This window comes from Croceitalea sp. W27 (assembly GCF_055693185.1).
The window spans coordinates 2,443,329-2,458,383 of record NZ_CM146327.1; the positions used below are offsets into that span (position 1 = coordinate 2,443,329).

Annotated in this window: 15 protein-coding genes; 7 read left to right on the forward strand and 8 right to left on the reverse strand. The window is 36.1% G+C overall.

Features of this window, described 5'->3' with window-relative positions:
- Positions 1-32: 32 nt before the first annotated feature.
- Positions 33-1,280, forward strand: coding sequence for an RNA polymerase sigma factor (locus tag ACZ1GR_RS11030; RefSeq protein ID WP_472609031.1), 1,248 nt, complete (start codon positions 33-35; stop codon positions 1,278-1,280).
- 11 nt (positions 1,281-1,291) lie between these two features.
- Here the strand turns inward: ACZ1GR_RS11030 and ACZ1GR_RS11035 are convergent, their stop codons facing one another.
- From ACZ1GR_RS11035 to ACZ1GR_RS11050, 4 genes are all read right to left on the reverse strand, one after another.
- Positions 1,292-3,325 (reverse strand): six-hairpin glycosidase-like protein, encoded by a 2,034-nt coding sequence (locus ACZ1GR_RS11035; protein ID WP_472609032.1) that lies wholly within the window; start codon positions 3,323-3,325, stop codon positions 1,292-1,294.
- 58 nt (positions 3,326-3,383) lie between these two features.
- Complete coding sequence (locus ACZ1GR_RS11040; protein WP_472609033.1) at positions 3,384-4,043, reverse strand: HD domain-containing protein; 660 nt, start codon at positions 4,041-4,043, stop codon at positions 3,384-3,386.
- Positions 4,043-4,777: a lysophospholipid acyltransferase family protein gene (locus ACZ1GR_RS11045; protein WP_472609034.1), complete on the reverse strand. Its 735-nt coding sequence runs from the start codon at positions 4,775-4,777 to the stop codon at positions 4,043-4,045. Before ACZ1GR_RS11045 ends, ACZ1GR_RS11040 begins: the two co-directional genes overlap by 1 nt.
- A 63-nt stretch (positions 4,778-4,840) precedes the next feature.
- A complete protein-coding gene (locus ACZ1GR_RS11050) occupies positions 4,841-5,251 on the reverse strand; it encodes a BrxA/BrxB family bacilliredoxin (RefSeq protein ID WP_472609035.1) in 411 nt (136 codons plus the stop codon).
- Between the two features lie 111 nt (positions 5,252-5,362).
- Here ACZ1GR_RS11050 and ACZ1GR_RS11055 point away from each other — a divergent pair, with 111 nt between their 5' ends.
- The 4 genes from ACZ1GR_RS11055 to ACZ1GR_RS11070 all read left to right on the forward strand — a co-directional run bounded on the left by ACZ1GR_RS11055 (position 5,363) and on the right by ACZ1GR_RS11070 (position 8,956).
- Positions 5,363-6,103, forward strand: a complete 741-nt coding sequence (locus ACZ1GR_RS11055; protein WP_472609036.1) for a TerB family tellurite resistance protein — start codon at positions 5,363-5,365, stop codon at positions 6,101-6,103.
- A 130-nt stretch (positions 6,104-6,233) separates the two neighbouring features.
- Positions 6,234-6,818, forward strand: a complete 585-nt coding sequence (locus tag ACZ1GR_RS11060; protein WP_472609037.1) for a HupE/UreJ family protein — start codon at positions 6,234-6,236, stop codon at positions 6,816-6,818.
- Positions 6,819-6,882: 64 nt separating this feature from the next.
- Entirely contained in the window at positions 6,883-7,320 is a 438-nt protein-coding gene (locus tag ACZ1GR_RS11065) for a deoxycytidylate deaminase (protein WP_377766848.1), read from the forward strand.
- Positions 7,321-7,330: 10 nt separating this feature from the next.
- On the forward strand, positions 7,331-8,956 hold the full coding sequence (locus ACZ1GR_RS11070; protein WP_472609038.1) for a S41 family peptidase: 1,626 nt from the start codon (positions 7,331-7,333) through the stop codon (positions 8,954-8,956).
- Here the strand turns inward: ACZ1GR_RS11070 and ACZ1GR_RS11075 are convergent.
- On the reverse strand, positions 8,953-9,156 hold the full coding sequence (locus ACZ1GR_RS11075; RefSeq protein ID WP_472609039.1) for a hypothetical protein: 204 nt from the start codon (positions 9,154-9,156) through the stop codon (positions 8,953-8,955). The genes ACZ1GR_RS11070 and ACZ1GR_RS11075 overlap by 4 nt on opposite strands.
- A 10-nt stretch (positions 9,157-9,166) precedes the next feature.
- Positions 9,167-9,742, reverse strand: coding sequence for a MarC family protein (locus ACZ1GR_RS11080; protein ID WP_377766845.1), 576 nt, complete (start codon positions 9,740-9,742; stop codon positions 9,167-9,169).
- Between the two features lie 127 nt (positions 9,743-9,869).
- On the opposite strand from ACZ1GR_RS11080, the gene ACZ1GR_RS11085 reads away from it, so the two are divergent.
- Entirely contained in the window at positions 9,870-10,439 is a 570-nt protein-coding gene (locus ACZ1GR_RS11085) for a DUF3109 family protein (RefSeq protein WP_472609040.1), read from the forward strand.
- Here the strand turns inward: ACZ1GR_RS11085 and ACZ1GR_RS11090 are convergent.
- Together ACZ1GR_RS11090 and ACZ1GR_RS11095 are read right to left on the reverse strand one after the other, a co-directional pair.
- The gene (locus tag ACZ1GR_RS11090) at positions 10,432-12,399 is read right to left on the reverse strand and encodes a tetratricopeptide repeat-containing sensor histidine kinase (RefSeq protein WP_472609041.1); all 1,968 of its coding nucleotides are present in this window, start codon (positions 12,397-12,399) and stop codon (positions 10,432-10,434) included. The genes ACZ1GR_RS11085 and ACZ1GR_RS11090 overlap by 8 nt on opposite strands.
- A 9-nt stretch (positions 12,400-12,408) precedes the next feature.
- Positions 12,409-13,143, reverse strand: coding sequence for a LytR/AlgR family response regulator transcription factor (locus ACZ1GR_RS11095; protein WP_472609042.1), 735 nt, complete (start codon positions 13,141-13,143; stop codon positions 12,409-12,411).
- 836 nt (positions 13,144-13,979) lie between these two features.
- Between ACZ1GR_RS11095 and ACZ1GR_RS11100 the strand changes: the two genes are divergently transcribed.
- Positions 13,980-14,966: a ribonucleotide-diphosphate reductase subunit beta gene (locus tag ACZ1GR_RS11100; RefSeq protein ID WP_377766841.1), complete on the forward strand. Its 987-nt coding sequence runs from the start codon at positions 13,980-13,982 to the stop codon at positions 14,964-14,966.
- The last annotated feature ends 89 nt before the right edge of the window (positions 14,967-15,055 follow it).

Below are 15,055 nucleotides of genomic sequence, written 5' to 3' on the forward strand. Positions count from 1 at the left end.
GGCCTGATATTCATCAGGCTTTTTTATATCCTATGCAAAACAAAAAAGCAACTGATACCGTAGAACACCTTTTTAGAAACGAATATGGTAAGGTTATAGCGCTATTGACCAGTAAGTATGGTGTTGCTTATTTAGAAAAAATTGAAGATGCTATACAAGACGCATTTATAAAGGCCATGCGCTTGTGGGCCTTCAAAGATATTCCTGACAACCCTACGGCATGGCTATTTAGAGTAGCTAATAATGCTCTAATCGATGGCCTGCGAAGAGATAAGAAAATGGACTATCTGGAGGACTCAAAAACAGCGGAGGCCGAAGGTTCACAAGTAGAATTAGCAACAAAAGATGAGTTGACCGATAGTCAACTTAAAATGATATTCGCCTGTTGCCACCCGGCATTATCAGAAGAACATCAACTTATTTTAAGTTTAAAACTAATAGGTGGTTTTAGCAATAAAGAGCTTGCGGAGGCACTGCTGAAAAAGGAAGAAACCGTTGCCAAATCTTTTACCAGAGCCAAAAAAAAATTCAAGAATGAAGTCCAGTTTTTGCAGATACCAATTCAAATGGGCTTGCAGTCAAGACTTTTTGTAGTCTTACGTGTTATTTACTTATTATTTAGTGAAGGCTATGCGACAACCACGGGGTCTCAAATGGTAAAACAAGATATTTGTTATGAGGCTTTAAGACTGGCCCTTCTTTTAAGAGAAAATAAATATTGCGGACATCCGAATCTAGAGGCACTTGTTGCCTTAATGTGTTTTCACGCCGCTCGTTTTGATTCACGTTTAGATAAAAATGGTGATCTGGTTTCCCTAGAGTTTCATGACCGTTCTAAATACTCTAAAGAGCTGATTAAAATTGCCGAATATCACTTAGAGAATTCGGGTACTTTAGACAGATTGCCTTCTAATTATCACTTAGAGGCTGCAGTCTCTTATTACCATTGTTCGGCCAAGACCTTTGAAAAAACGGATTGGAAAAGCATTCTTTATTTATATGACCTACAATTAAAACAACAGTTTTCCCCAATTGCAGCCTTGAATAGAATTGTACCTTATGCAAAAGTATATGGAGCTAAAAAGGCCTTAACGGTGCTTGAAGCCTTAGAAGAAAAAACGAATTTTGGTTCAAATAGTCTTTTTTATGCGATAAAGGCCGATTTGTTTTTTCAATTAGAGAATGATAAAGCCCACCAAGAGCATTTGCAGAAAGCTATCCGTTTAAGCACAAACGAACTGGTCAAAAAGCACTTAAGAAAAAAAATAAGTAAGGTATAATAATAGCTTACTTATGGGCCGTGATTTACAAGGGTAGATGCGCCAATTTTAATAGTTTTATTTAAGAGCACTTGGCCTTTATTTTCGACCCTAACAAGTAACTTTCCTTTTCTTCGTTTGACAGAAATATCCATGGGTGCTCCGGCTATAAATACGTTTTTAAGAGATAAAAAGTCCCAACCATCTGGTAAACTTGGTGATAGTTGTGTTTTATTAAAACCCATAGGTTCTATACCCAATAAACCTTCGGTAATAATTCTACAGTAAAGGGCACTTTCAGCTGATAAGTGCTTCATATTATTTTCTGGAAAAGCTTCAATGGCATAAGGTACATGATCGCCCAAAAGCCTTTTTTGAGAGTAACTTTTTAGTTTATTATAAGCAAGATCAACTTCACCAACTCGCATAGCGCCTCTAAGGGCATAGAGGGTTGCCCTATCCCAAAAAATAGCATCTTCGACCGGCAATTCAGGATTCAGTTCTACCAAGATGCCGTTTTTCGTCCAGAGCTTTTCAAAAAGTGCTGCAAGTGTACCCTCTTTTCTTTTATCGATTCCCATTGTTAAAGGCAGGCATATCCAATGGCGCAATAAGGTGTTTTCTTTAAAATATTTATAGGTTTCTAGACCTTCCATGGTGCTGCCAAAATAGTTTTCGATAACAGCCTCCATTTCATTTGCCCTGGTAGCATACAAAGCGGCTGCTTTAGCCAGTTTTAGTTCTTTGGCAAGTCTTGAGGCATATTTTAGTCCGCCATAATATAATGTTGAAGTAGACAGATTGGCAGTGCCAGTTTCTATTCGTCCTTCCATTTCATCTGATTCTGATTGTACGGCACCTGCGGCGTTTCGCATTTTATGGCAATATTCAATAGACCACTCGATCAATGGCCATAACTTTTTAGATTGCTCCATATCACCGATCGAAAGCAGATATAACGATGTGCCATAAGCGATCATAGCGGCGTCGCCACGATCTAAGTGTTTCATGGGGAATATACCATCGACCTCAAACGCATAAGGAATATGGGTATCTTCTGTCGGAATGTTTTCCAAGAATTTTTTATATGTATTAAATGCGGCCGTACTGGCATTTTCATACCCTAAATAAGGAAAAAAGGGCCCGCTATATTCTACTTGATCATTCGCCCAAATACCGGTATAATAATTTCCGCCTCCTGGTGAATGTACTAGCCCCATTGAAGAATCAAAAATACTTTCTGAAGCTCTTATCTTTGAAAAATAGAATAGTGTGTTAATGATCGCGTCAGGTGTGTTTAAAACTAAGTTGCTTTGAAGCTCTTTTAAAAATTGCTTTCGTTGCATGAGCGCGCTATTAAAGTCAAAATCTGAAGCTTTTTCTCCATTTAAAGTAGCGCCATAGTAAACCGGAAAGCTATAAGACCCATTGGGCGCTATTGTTCTTTTGTCAGTCGCGTCACTGTAAACCTCATGGCGGTACATGCCCTTGTAGCCCAATTCTTTTTGCTGAAGCGAATAGTTGGTAAAAAACACTTCTTTTTCCGCAGCATCTATATTTTTAATATCCCATTTTTCTACCAAAAAACGATTTTCCATTGATGGATAAAAGGTTTTGGTCACCTGCAAACCATTGACCGGAGTACAATAAAAAGTAAGCATCCCAGAAATTTTAATGGAGTCTATTTTTGAGGGAATTATGAGTTTTTCGTTATAGGTAATGGTTGGAGACGCATCATTACCGACCTTTTTTCTAAAATAAGCACGATACTTTTTCCAATCGGGTTCATTGGACTTGTTATAAGTTCTAAGCTGCGGAAAAATAACATCTTTAGTAATACTTAAGTTTTTCTCTTCGTCAATCTCGTAGTAAAGAATTGCAGAAACTTTTCTGCCCGACATTTCAATATTGTCTTTGTGCGGTAGTCTGTCTTCGTTGGTCAAATCCCAAACAATACTCTTTCCATCAGAGAGTTTCCAGAAATTAGGACTAACAAGGTCTTGGGCAATGCTGCTGTGAAAGCTGAAAATGAATAGAAGGCTAAAGAGATAAAAATTCTTTTTCATATTTAAATTTGAGTTTTTTGAAGATACAAAAAGAGGTTTAATAATGCGAGATGCCATACTAAAGTTGGCCGTTCCATTCTTTATAGAATTGTTCGAGATAGTCGAGCATTACTTGATGGCGCTGTTTAGCTATTTTTTTACCTGTAGTGGTATTCATTTTATCCTTCAATAAAAGTAGTTTTTCATAGAAATGATTGATAGTTGGCGCCTTAGATTTTTTATACGCTTCTTTGGTCATGTTCAAGTTTGGTGCAATATCGGGGTTGTATAATTCTCGATTTTTATACCCTCCATAATTAAATGCACGTGCGATACCAATGGCACCAATGGCATCTAATCGATCGGCATCTTGAACAACTTTTAACTCTTTTGAATTAAATGACTTTCTATTTTTATCCAAAGAATTTTTAAAAGACATGTTTTTTATAATATCGATGACGTGCTTACTTGTTTTGCCCTCTACGTTTAAAGAATTTAAAAAATCCTTTGCCCGTTGTGGCCCTATACTCTCGTCGCCATTATGAAATTTTGGATCCGCAATATCATGTAAAAGGGCTGCAAGGCTGACCACTAAAATGTTTACATTCTCTTCTTTGGCCAGTAGTAGGGTATTGTTGAATACACGTTGAACGTGAAACCAATCATGTCCGCCTTCCGCACCTTTTAAAGTTTCTTTTACGAATACAATGGTTTCTTCTACCAATTCTGAGTCGTTCATCAATCTACTTTAATATCTTTTATAACTTGTTGCTCAATTTTTGAAAGTAAATCATCAATATTTCCTTTATTTTCTATGGGAGGATGCACTTTAAATTTTAAGTGCGCACCGATGCCCATCGGAAATTTGCCATAGCGCAACAACTTCCAAGAGTTATTTATAGTTATAGGAACAATTAACGCAGATGGCGCTTTTTTAAGCAACATTTTTAACCCCATTGGTTTAAAGGGCTTTGGGTTGCCATCTCTACTTCGCGTACCTTCAGGAAAAATAACGGCGCAGCGATTGTATTTTTCTATGTAAGTGCCCAGCTTTCCTATTTCGGTAATGGCCTGCTTTCCATCATTTCTATCAATAAGTACAGAACCACCATGTCTTAGATTGTATGATACACTGGGGATGCCTTTACCCAATTCTTTTTTGCTTACGAACTTCGGATGAAACTTTCGCATGTGCCATATGATAGGTGGAATATCATACATGCTTTGATGGTTAGAAACAATGATAATGGGCTTATCTAACGGTATATTTTGATTGTTTTTAAAGGTATATCGAGTGCCTAAAACATTGGTGGAAAGCATTAAACATCTATTCAAAAGACTTACACTTTTTTTATGTGCATTGTAACCAAAAACATTGAAACAAATCCACTGTATAGGGTGAAAGAAGAGAAGTGCTAATCCGAAGAAAAGAAAGAAAAGAATGGTCAGCGGATATGAGAGCAACTTTTGCATGGCGTAAAAATAAAAAACCACCTCAAAAAAGAGATGGTTTTTTTAGTAGTTTTTAAACTGTTCTTAGCAATGTTCGTTATATGCTTCTGTCAAGTTTTCAGCAATTATTTCGGCTGGTCTACCTTCAATATGATGTCTTTCGATCATATGGACCAATTCTCCATTTTTAAATAGGGCCATACTTGGTGATGAAGGTGGAAAAGGAACCATTGCCGCTCTTGCCGTATTAACGGCTTCTGTATCTACGCCGGCAAATACCGTAGTAATGTGATCGGGCTTTTTATCGTTTTGCAAACTAAGTTTTGCCGCCGGCCTGGCATTAGCCGCTGCACAACCACAAACAGAATTTACAACTACTAGTGTTGTACCTTCTTTTTTTAATGCATTCTCAACAGCTTCACTGGTATATAATTCTTCGAATCCAGCACTTGCTAGATCGTTTCTCATTGGTTTTACTAATTCCTCAGGATACATAGTCTATTTTTTAAGATGCACAAAGATAGGTTTTTTGTCGTATTTTTTTGTGAGACTTAACATGTCTTTGACTATTCAAAGGGCTATATTTGAAATTTCAATTTTTCATTTATGATCAAGTGGTTTGCAGCCATTATAGGGTATTCTTTTTTACGTTTTCCGGGTGCTATTTTAGGCTTTCTGATAGGTAGTTTTTTAGATAATTTAAATAGTAATAAAGGCGGGGGAGCTAGAACCGTTTTTCGAGATTTCACCAAACAAACGGTTTCACCTGCAGATTTTGAATTGAATCTCTTATCACTTTGTTCCATTGTAATAAAAGCTGATGGGCAGGTAAGTCAAAGAGAGCTCGATTACGTAAGGCAGTATTTTGTGAGCACCTATGGCAAAGAAAAATCAAATGCAATTTTTAGAACTTTTAACGATGTCATCAAAAAGAGAGAAGTTTCTGCACAGCGCATCTGTTCCTATTTAAATCAAAGAACACGCTATGAGGTGCGTTTGCAATTGATACACTTTTTATTTGGAATTGCGCAGGCGGATGGGCAAGTTAGTCAACCAGAAGTCACTAAATTAAGGGAATTGGCAGGTTACCTTCGCGTGGGGCAGAACGATTTTGAGAGTATTATGGCGATGTTTATTAAATCTGCCGATAATGCTTATAAAATCTTAGAAATTCAACGATCTGCAACAGACGATGAGGTAAAAAAGGCCTATCGAAATATGGCAAAAAAATACCACCCTGATAAGGTAATAACCGATAATGAAGCCATTAAAAAGGGCGCCGAAGAAAAATTTAAGGAAGTACAAAAAGCATATGAGGTCATTCAACAAGAAAGAGGGATGGTTTAATTTAGGAGTCAGTAATCAGTAGCTAATCTCTAAACAGTATAGTATCTGCAATAGTAAATTTTCAAAGAAAACCGCTACGAGGTACTACAAAAGGCTTATAACTTGTAACTTTAACTTGTAACTAATAGACATGCAAGATTTTTGGTTTTATATAAAATTGGGTTTAGAGCACGTTTTAGATTTAAGTGCCTATGACCATATTCTTTTCTTATCCGCTTTGGCAATTCCGTTTACTTTTAAAAGTTGGAAACCCGTATTGGTTTTGGCCACAATATTTACCATTACACATTGCACTTCTTTGGCATTTTCAGTGTATGGTATTTTTTCGATAGATGTTGAGTTAATTGAATTTTTAATTCCGGTTACCATAGCGCTAACGGCGATACTCAATTTTTTCAGGGTATTTAGAAAAGAGCATGTTACAGGCATCTATTTTCAATGTCTTGCAACTGCTTTTTTCGGGTTAATCCATGGTTTCGGATTTTCAAACTATTTTAATATGTTAATGGCAGAAGAAGAGCATAAACTATCACCATTATTGGGTTTTGCTACAGGTATTGAATTCTCTCAAATCATAATCATTTTAATGATTCTGACCATAGCATATCTCATACAATCTGTGTTAAAGGTGAAACAATCTATTTTCATTGGGGTTACATCGATTTTAATTCTTATTGCCACAATACCTATGTTAATCGAGACGTTTCCTAATTAGACCAATAGTTAATTTTAAGCGAATAAGGTTGTAGGGCATTTTCAAAGCAGGTATATTTAATTTTATGAAGGAGAGCAAGCAAGAAAAGTATGATAAGGCCTATTTGAGAATGGCAAAAGAATGGGGCAAACTATCGTATTGTCAACGAAAGCAGGTTGGAGCGATTATTGTAAAGGATAGGATGATTATTTCTGATGGATATAATGGCACCCCAACAGGTTTTGAAAATGTTTGTGAAGACGAAGAAGGTGATACAAAATGGTACGTTCTGCACGCCGAGGCAAATGCCATTTTAAAGGTCGCTGCTTCTACCCAGTCTTGTGAAGGGGCCACACTTTATATTACCTTATCGCCGTGTAGGGATTGCAGTAAATTAATTCATCAATCAGGTATAAAAAGGGTGGTATATCAAAAAGCCTATAAAGACGATTCTGGGCTACGGTTTTTAGAACGCGCAGGGGTCGAAACCATGCATATGCCCATTTTAGAAGAAATGGTTTAGGCAAACAGCTATGAAAAAGAAATACAGTTATATATTGCCCACTTTATTGGCATTGGCCGTTGCCATTGGCATCTTCATTGGTGGTAAACTCCACTTTAACGATTCTCCAGAAAAACTTTTTTCTACCAATTCAAAAAAAGATAAGCTTAATCGGTTAATAGATTATATCGATTATGAATATGTAGATGATATTGATACCGATAGCATTGTAGATGTTACGGTGAACAACATTTTAGGCAAACTTGACCCCCATTCGGTTTACATACCAAAAAGTGAAATGGAAGCCGTTGCCGAAAATATGAAAGGTGATTTTGTGGGCATTGGCATACAGTTTAAGAGAGTAAAAGATACCATAACCGTGGTAAGGGCAATTAAAGATGGGCCTAGCGATGTTAATGGAATAAAGGCCGGAGATAAAATCTTAATGGCCGATAAGGATACCCTCTTCGGCAAGCAAATATTGAATAGCGAGTTAATTGCCAAGCTAAAGGGAGAACGGGGCACAAGAGTTCGCCTTAAAGTGCTTAAAAAACCTGAAAACGAGGTCTTTTTTGTAAATGTGACACGTGGTGTGGTTCCCATCCGTAGTGTTGAGGCAAACTTTATGCTATCTAGTCATTTGGGCTATATAAAAATAAACCGATTTGCAGAATCTACTTTTGATGAGTTTAAAAAGGCCTTGAATAGACTGCAAAGAAAGGGTGCGCAAAAACTGGTGTTGGACCTACGGGACAATCCTGGTGGATATCTTGGAATAGCTGAAAAATTAGCGGACGAATTTTTAAAAGAGGGAAAGCTTATTTTATATACCAAGAACAAAAAAGGACGTATAAACAAAGCGTTTGCTACCAAAAAAGGGAGTTTTGAAGATAAGGAAGTATATGTGTTGATTAATGAGCGTTCAGCTTCTGCCAGCGAAATTATTGCCGGTGCGCTACAAGATAATGATATCGGAACTATTGTTGGCAGGCGTTCATTCGGAAAAGGTCTAGTGCAGCGTGAGATGGATTTAGGAGATGGATCAGCCGTACGATTAACGGTTTCACGTTACTATACACCAACGGGGCGTTCTATTCAAAAGTCATATGATAAAGGTCATAAAGACTACTATCAAAAATTTATGGAACGTTACAATAGCGGCGAACTGGTTTCTGTAGATAGTATCAAAGTAGCGGATTCTTTAAAGTTTAAGACTCCAAAAGGCAAGATAGTATATGGTGGTGGAGGTATTATTCCTGATGTATTCGTGCCCATTGGTACTTTAGAAGAAGAACGAGTGGAAAGTTTGGACAACAGGGGCTATTTTTCTGATTTTGTTTTTCGCTTTCTAGAAAGGGATAGAACTAGGTTTGCGAACTACCCGAAAAATGAATTTATGAACGATTATAAAGTTGATGATATCATCTTTGAAAGGTTCGTAGATTATGCCTTAAGCCTAAATGTAAAGATGGATTTCTATGGCCAAGACGAGAAAATAAAGCGTTATTTAAAGGCAAATATTGCAGAACAAATGTACTCACCTAATCTAGCGGCCGAGATTAAAAGTTCTGAAGACAAAATGCTCCGTAAGATTTTAGAACTGAACAATGAAACGCTAGAAATACAAGAGGCAGATTTAATAGAGTCTCAGAATTAGCTTTTCTTCACTTTTTCTTCAATCTTTTTAGCGGTCATAAATATCAATAATAGTACAATGGCGCATAATGAGGCCACAATACCTATAGCCGCAATTAAACTATCTCCATCAAATAGATTATTAAAGTCTAGCAAGGTCACATTGTAGGCAATTAATCCTAAAGCAATAATAATTAAGATAAGGGTGAGGGTTTTGTTCATGGCGCTCTGGTTAATTTAATAATGCATTAATGTTAGTGGCAAATAGTTTTACGGCTATTGCCAGTAAAATTACGCCAAAAACCTTTCTTATGATATTCAATCCGGTTGCACCAAGAATTTTCTCGATTTTAACCGAAGATTTTAACACGATATAAACGAAAATGACATTAATGACAATGGCTACGATGATATTTTCAACATAATATTCGGCGCGTAGTGAAAGTAATGAAGTCAGAGTACCTGCACCAGCAATAAGTGGAAATGCTATAGGTACGATCGAAGCACTTTCTGGCTCGTCATCTTTGTATAATGTTATGCCCAATACCATTTCAATGGCTAGAAAGAAAATAATGAAGGCACCGGCAACCGCAAATGAGTTGACATCAATACCGATTAAAGATAGAATGCTCTCTCCCACAAATAGAAAAGCGACCATGATACAAGCTCCGACTATTGACGCTTTTTCTGATTGAATGTGCCCAACTTTCTTGCGGAGCCCAATTATTATGGGAATACTACCCAAAATATCGATTACCGCAAAAAGAACCATCGTAGCGGTAACAATCTCTTTGAAATTAAAGTTCATTTTATGCTTTACTTAAAAATTCGTGCAAATTTACGTTTAAAAGCAAGTATTTAGATTATAAGAATGTGTATAAAATGAAAGTTTTAAATTTACCTTCTTTAAAAAGAATCCTTTTCTGTTTTATAACATGTTCCAGATAGCTAAAACTTTAATTTCCGAAGAAATCATAGAGAACGATTTTGTCTGTAATTTAAATGCCTGTAAAGGGGCATGTTGTGTTGATGGTGCGTCTGGAGCTCCACTAGATGACGATGAAACAGTTATTTTAGATGATATTATTGATGCCGTAAAGCCGTTTCTTAGGTTAGAGGGCATAAAGGCGATAGAAGAACAAGGAACTTTTGTAAAGGGCGATGACGGTGAATGGGAGACTCCTTTGGTGAACAACAATGAATGTGCTTATGTTACATTTTCTAAAGAAGGCATCACCAAATGTGGCCTAGAGGAGGCATACAATAGCGGAGCTACCAAGTGGAAAAAGCCTATTTCTTGCCACATGTACCCCGTTCGAATACGCGAATATTCTGAATTTACTGCGGTAAATTATCATAAATGGGAAATTTGTGATGCGGCTTGCAGTCTGGGTAAAGAGCTGAAAGTGCCTATATATAAGTTTGTTAAAGAGGCGCTTATTCGAAAATTTGGCGAAGCTTGGTATAAAGAGCTTTCAGAAGTGGCCGAAGAACACGCTAAATAGTAGGAATTTTGAGTGTGATTTTTGTTCCAGCGGCTGCTCCAGTTTCGTCTTTTAAATCTTCAATGGCTACTTCAAAATCGTTTTCATAATCTTTAGAAAAATTGGCCAAGCGCTCCGTTGTAATATCAATACCTACAGATTTGCGTTTTAGTACCCGATTTTCCTTGATTTTTTCAGAGGCGTTTCTTCCTACCCCATTATCTATAACGTCAATTGCAATATGATACTTGTCATAATTGTATACGTTGAGCCAGATTCTTTTTTCACCTTCTTTTGATGATAAACCGTGCCAAATTGCATTTTCAAGAAAAGGTTGCAATACAAGAGATGGTATTTTTACTTGTTGCGAATCAATTTCTTTGGCAACATCGATCTCAAATTTTATCTCTTCCGAAAATCTAATATTCTCAATATTCAGATAAAGCTCTGCGGTTTCTATTTCTTCAGCTAATGAGATTTCCTTTAGGGAAGAACCTTCTAAAATCCGCCGCACCAGTTTAGAGAATTTATTGAGGTAGTGAACAGCGTTCTTTTTGTCATTGTTAATGATGTAGAGCTTAATGGAATTTAAGGAATTGAACAAAAAATGCGGATTCATTTGGCTACGCAACATGTTCTGTTCGAGACTTAACACTTTTTTCTCATTATCGGAATGGTACTTTCTATACATTATAAAAAGCATAGTGCCTATTAGACCAAGGGTCAAAGCAGCAACAAGAATTGTAGTTTGATTTTTTCGAAGTCTAATTTTAGACAACTCATTTTCTTGAGCAAGTGATGCAATCTCACTGTTCTTTTTCTCATTGTCGTATTGCAAGGTAATCTCACTGATATAATTCAGATTACGTTGATTTACGATCGTATTTTCGAAACTTTCGGCTTCTTTTTGATATTTTAAAGCTTCTTTATAGTTGCCAGTTTTTTCGGCTAGACTGGATAAAAATCTTTTTGCAGCGATAATAAGTGCCGGCATATTACTTTCTTCTGCCAGTTCAAGACCATAACTGATATTTTTTTTTGCTTTTTGGTATTCGCCGATTGAAGTTTGGGCGTGTCCGGTATTAATAAAAACAGATGAGCTTATGAAGTTATCCCCAATCTTAAGGGCTTGTTTTTGTAGCGGTTCAAAAATTACCAAAGCTGCATTGGGCATGCCTTGTTTTGTATAAATACGGGCAATACTATTTTTACAAATGACTCGACCATAGTCAGAATTTATATCTTCATTATAAGCTAGAGATTTTCTGTAGTATTGAAGCGCTTCTTCTAGCTCTCCTTTTTGCTCGTAACAGTCCCCAATATTTTGATTATTTATGGCAAGGCCTAATTTATTGCTTAATTCTCTTTCTAGTTCAAGAGCTCTTTTAAATTGGGAAATTGCTAAATCGTATTGGCCTAAGGTTTGGTACAGATTACCAATACTATTTAATGCAACATTTATACTCCTCTTTACATGCTTTGATTTATTAGACACCGTTTCTGCTATTTCTAAAGCTTGCTGATTATAACCTAATGCTGTTTGTATGGCATCTTTTCTTCTGTAGACTACACCTAGCATGTTTAAACTTAAGATCTTAAAATCGGTGCTTTCTATTTCTTCTGCTATTGCTAGCCCTTTTTCATGCAGTATGATGGCTTTTTCGAGTTGAGACAAGTTTCTAAAGGCGGTTCCTAGTTGGTTAAGTGCATAGGTTTGACCTTCAAGATAATTGTTTGATTTAGCCTCTTCTAAAAAGTAAGTGAGTAAGGTAGTATCTCTTTTCGAACGCTTTAATGCGGTATCTAGTTCCCCATATGATTTAGGTGCATCTTTAATTAAATCGCGAACTTTTTCCTTAAAATCTTCGGGGATGTCCTGAGCTTTTAGGGTTGGGCAGAAAAGCAATAAAAAAGCAATCAACAATGTGATGTAAGAATGACGGTAACTTTTTATAAAGTGGGGTAGTTGATGGTTTGGCATTCAGAGCATTTATAACAAATCTAAAAAATCTGATTTCTTTTGTCTTGACACAGGTATTTTATGGTTAGATTTTAGTATCACATAACCATCGGTTTTTAAAAACTCTTTAATTTGGCCTAGGTTTACTATAAATGAGTTATGTATTCTGAAAAAAGAATCTTTGGGTAGTAAAGCGTTTACTTCCTTTAGCTTTTTAGTCAAAACAATCTTCTGTCCGTCCGCCAGAAATATAGTGCTATAATTACCATCAGACTCTGCGTATAAAATTTCGTCGGCTTCTAAAAACAAAAGTTTCCCGTCCGTATTGACCGTAATCTTTCTGTCCAATGAATTGGAGTTAAAATTCAGTAATATTTTTTCGAATTTTTCAGCAGTATAGTTTCTAGAATTGTATTTTTTAATTTTTTCTATGGTTACACTAAGATCGTCAGAATCTATGGGTTTTAGAAGGTAGTCTATAGCTTCGTTTTTCAATGCCTTTAATGCATATTGGTTGTATGCAGTGGTAATCACTACCGGAAACTTTGTATTGGTAAGGTTTTTAATAAATTGAAAGCCATCCATTACCGGCATCTCAATATCCAAAAAGAGACAATCTGGGGTGTTTTTAGCTAAATAATCCAATGCTTTATGCGCATCGGTAAAAGATGCAACAATTTTAACCTCATCGCTTAGATTGGTAAGTTCCCAGCTAAGACTTTCTAGGGCTTTTATTTCATCGTCTACAATTACAGCTTCTAACATAGGTACAAACTAAGATATAAACATAGGACAAAAACGCATAGTGCGTTTAAAAATATGTATTAATGGGATGATATGTATTATAGTTGGTATGAAAAAGCAAATAGTTCTATTGAAAGGGGTGTAACGACTTAAAAATCAAGGTATAGTTGTAGAATTTCTCTAGAATCCATTTATACAGGATTCCCTGCCATTTATACAATTGACAAAATATTCAGTTGTTCGGCTTTATATCTTCGAAGAGGATTTTTGAAATAGAACAACTCAATATAGCCAATAATGAAAAAGAGTTTAATATTATTTGTGGTTTTGCTTATTGCTTTAGTGTTTGCCGCTATAAGTGAAAACAGAACTTTGCAAGATTCAAATGAGATTGCAGCTGTTGAATATAAAAATTAGACTTAGCAACAAATGTTATATCAACCAGCGTACGGCCAACCAAACATGCCAACGGTATGTGTGAAAATATAATTTAGGTCATTTAAAGCTTAGGTTCTAGGTGAGGGTTTCGGGGGAACTACCCAATCTTAATAGCAGAAGTGCATACAATGACTGGGCCGTACGGTTTGGTGATAATTTTTAAGACCAAAAGGTATCTTAATTAAGATACCTTTTGGTCTTTTTATTTTGTTCATTTTAACATAAGAAAGTTATAAATAGATTTAATTTCTACAATGTACTGTACATCGCTTGCGAGCCTAGATTTCAACATTTTGTGTTAAAAACTTTGAGGGCAATTACATAAAACAAACTTTACAATTCGGTTACATTTTTGAATCTTTGTTGGTCCCTGCCGAAAGGTAATTTTCAATCCTATATAAAAATTTAAATAAAACACTATGTCAGCTGCTATTGAGCCTATTTTAGAAGAAAATGAAGACAGATTTGTGATTTTCCCCATCAAGCATGATGATTTATGGGAATGGTACAAGAAATGTGAGGCTTGCTTTTGGACGGCTGAAGAAATTGATTTGGGTGAAGATCTTACGGATTGGAACGAAAAACTTAATGATGATGAGCGTTACTTTATCAAACATATTCTAGCTTTTTTTGCAGCATCCGACGGTATTGTAAACGAGAATTTGGCAGAGAATTTTGTGAGCGAAGTACAATACGCCGAAGCGAAGTTTTTCTATGGTTTTCAGATTATGATGGAGAACATCCATTCAGAAACCTATTCTCTTTTAATAGATACTTATGTAAAAGATGAAAAAGAGAAAAATGTGTTGTTCAAGGCAATAGAAAATTTCCCTGCTATCAAGAAAAAGGCAGATTGGGCATTAAACTGGATAGAATCTCCAAGTTTTGCAGAACGTTTGATCGCTTTCGCTGCGGTAGAAGGAATTTTCTTCTCAGGAGCCTTTTGCTCTATCTTTTGGTTAAAGAAAAGAGGACTGATGCCGGGCCTTACATTTTCTAATGAGCTAATTTCAAGAGATGAGGGTATGCATTGCGATTATGCGGTACACTTGCACAACAAACACTTGATCAACAAAGTGCCAAAAGAACGTATTACTCAAATCTTAACGGATGCTTTGAATATCGAACGCGAGTTTATAACAGAATCTTTGCCAGCTAGTCTTATAGGAATGAACTCGAAGTTAATGACCCAGTATCTAGAATTTGTAACGGATAGATTATTGGTTGAGTTAGAGTGTGATAAAGTATACAATGCCACCAATCCGTTTGATTTTATGGATATGATTTCGCTACAAGGAAAAACCAACTTCTTTGAAAAGCGAGTTTCAGAATACCAAAAAGCGGGTGTATTGAATAAGGATAAAGATGAGGATGCGCAGAAAATTAGTTTTGACGCAGACTTTTAAATAAGTATTGTTCAAAGGAGATTTCTTTAAAGAAAGCACTTTAATCCTTTTTTGCCCCAAAGCAAAAAAACCTACCAAGTAATGCCGAC

Coding starts and splice junctions, on each gene's coding strand:
- ACZ1GR_RS11030 (WP_472609031.1), top strand. CDS start 33: ATGCAAAACAAAAAAGCAACTGATACCGTAGAACACCTTTTTAGAAAC.
- ACZ1GR_RS11035 (WP_472609032.1), bottom strand. CDS start 3,325: ATGAAAAAGAATTTTTATCTCTTTAGCCTTCTATTCATTTTCAGCTTT.
- ACZ1GR_RS11040 (WP_472609033.1), bottom strand. CDS start 4,043: ATGAACGACTCAGAATTGGTAGAAGAAACCATTGTATTCGTAAAAGAA.
- ACZ1GR_RS11045 (WP_472609034.1), bottom strand. CDS start 4,777: ATGCAAAAGTTGCTCTCATATCCGCTGACCATTCTTTTCTTTCTTTTC.
- ACZ1GR_RS11050 (WP_472609035.1), bottom strand. CDS start 5,251: ATGTATCCTGAGGAATTAGTAAAACCAATGAGAAACGATCTAGCAAGT.
- ACZ1GR_RS11055 (WP_472609036.1), top strand. CDS start 5,363: ATGATCAAGTGGTTTGCAGCCATTATAGGGTATTCTTTTTTACGTTTT.
- ACZ1GR_RS11060 (WP_472609037.1), top strand. CDS start 6,234: ATGCAAGATTTTTGGTTTTATATAAAATTGGGTTTAGAGCACGTTTTA.
- ACZ1GR_RS11065 (WP_377766848.1), top strand. CDS start 6,883: ATGAAGGAGAGCAAGCAAGAAAAGTATGATAAGGCCTATTTGAGAATG.
- ACZ1GR_RS11070 (WP_472609038.1), top strand. CDS start 7,331: ATGAAAAAGAAATACAGTTATATATTGCCCACTTTATTGGCATTGGCC.
- ACZ1GR_RS11075 (WP_472609039.1), bottom strand. CDS start 9,156: ATGAACAAAACCCTCACCCTTATCTTAATTATTATTGCTTTAGGATTA.
- ACZ1GR_RS11080 (WP_377766845.1), bottom strand. CDS start 9,742: ATGAACTTTAATTTCAAAGAGATTGTTACCGCTACGATGGTTCTTTTT.
- ACZ1GR_RS11085 (WP_472609040.1), top strand. CDS start 9,870: ATGTTCCAGATAGCTAAAACTTTAATTTCCGAAGAAATCATAGAGAAC.
- ACZ1GR_RS11090 (WP_472609041.1), bottom strand. CDS start 12,399: ATGCCAAACCATCAACTACCCCACTTTATAAAAAGTTACCGTCATTCT.
- ACZ1GR_RS11095 (WP_472609042.1), bottom strand. CDS start 13,143: ATGTTAGAAGCTGTAATTGTAGACGATGAAATAAAAGCCCTAGAAAGT.
- ACZ1GR_RS11100 (WP_377766841.1), top strand. CDS start 13,980: ATGTCAGCTGCTATTGAGCCTATTTTAGAAGAAAATGAAGACAGATTT.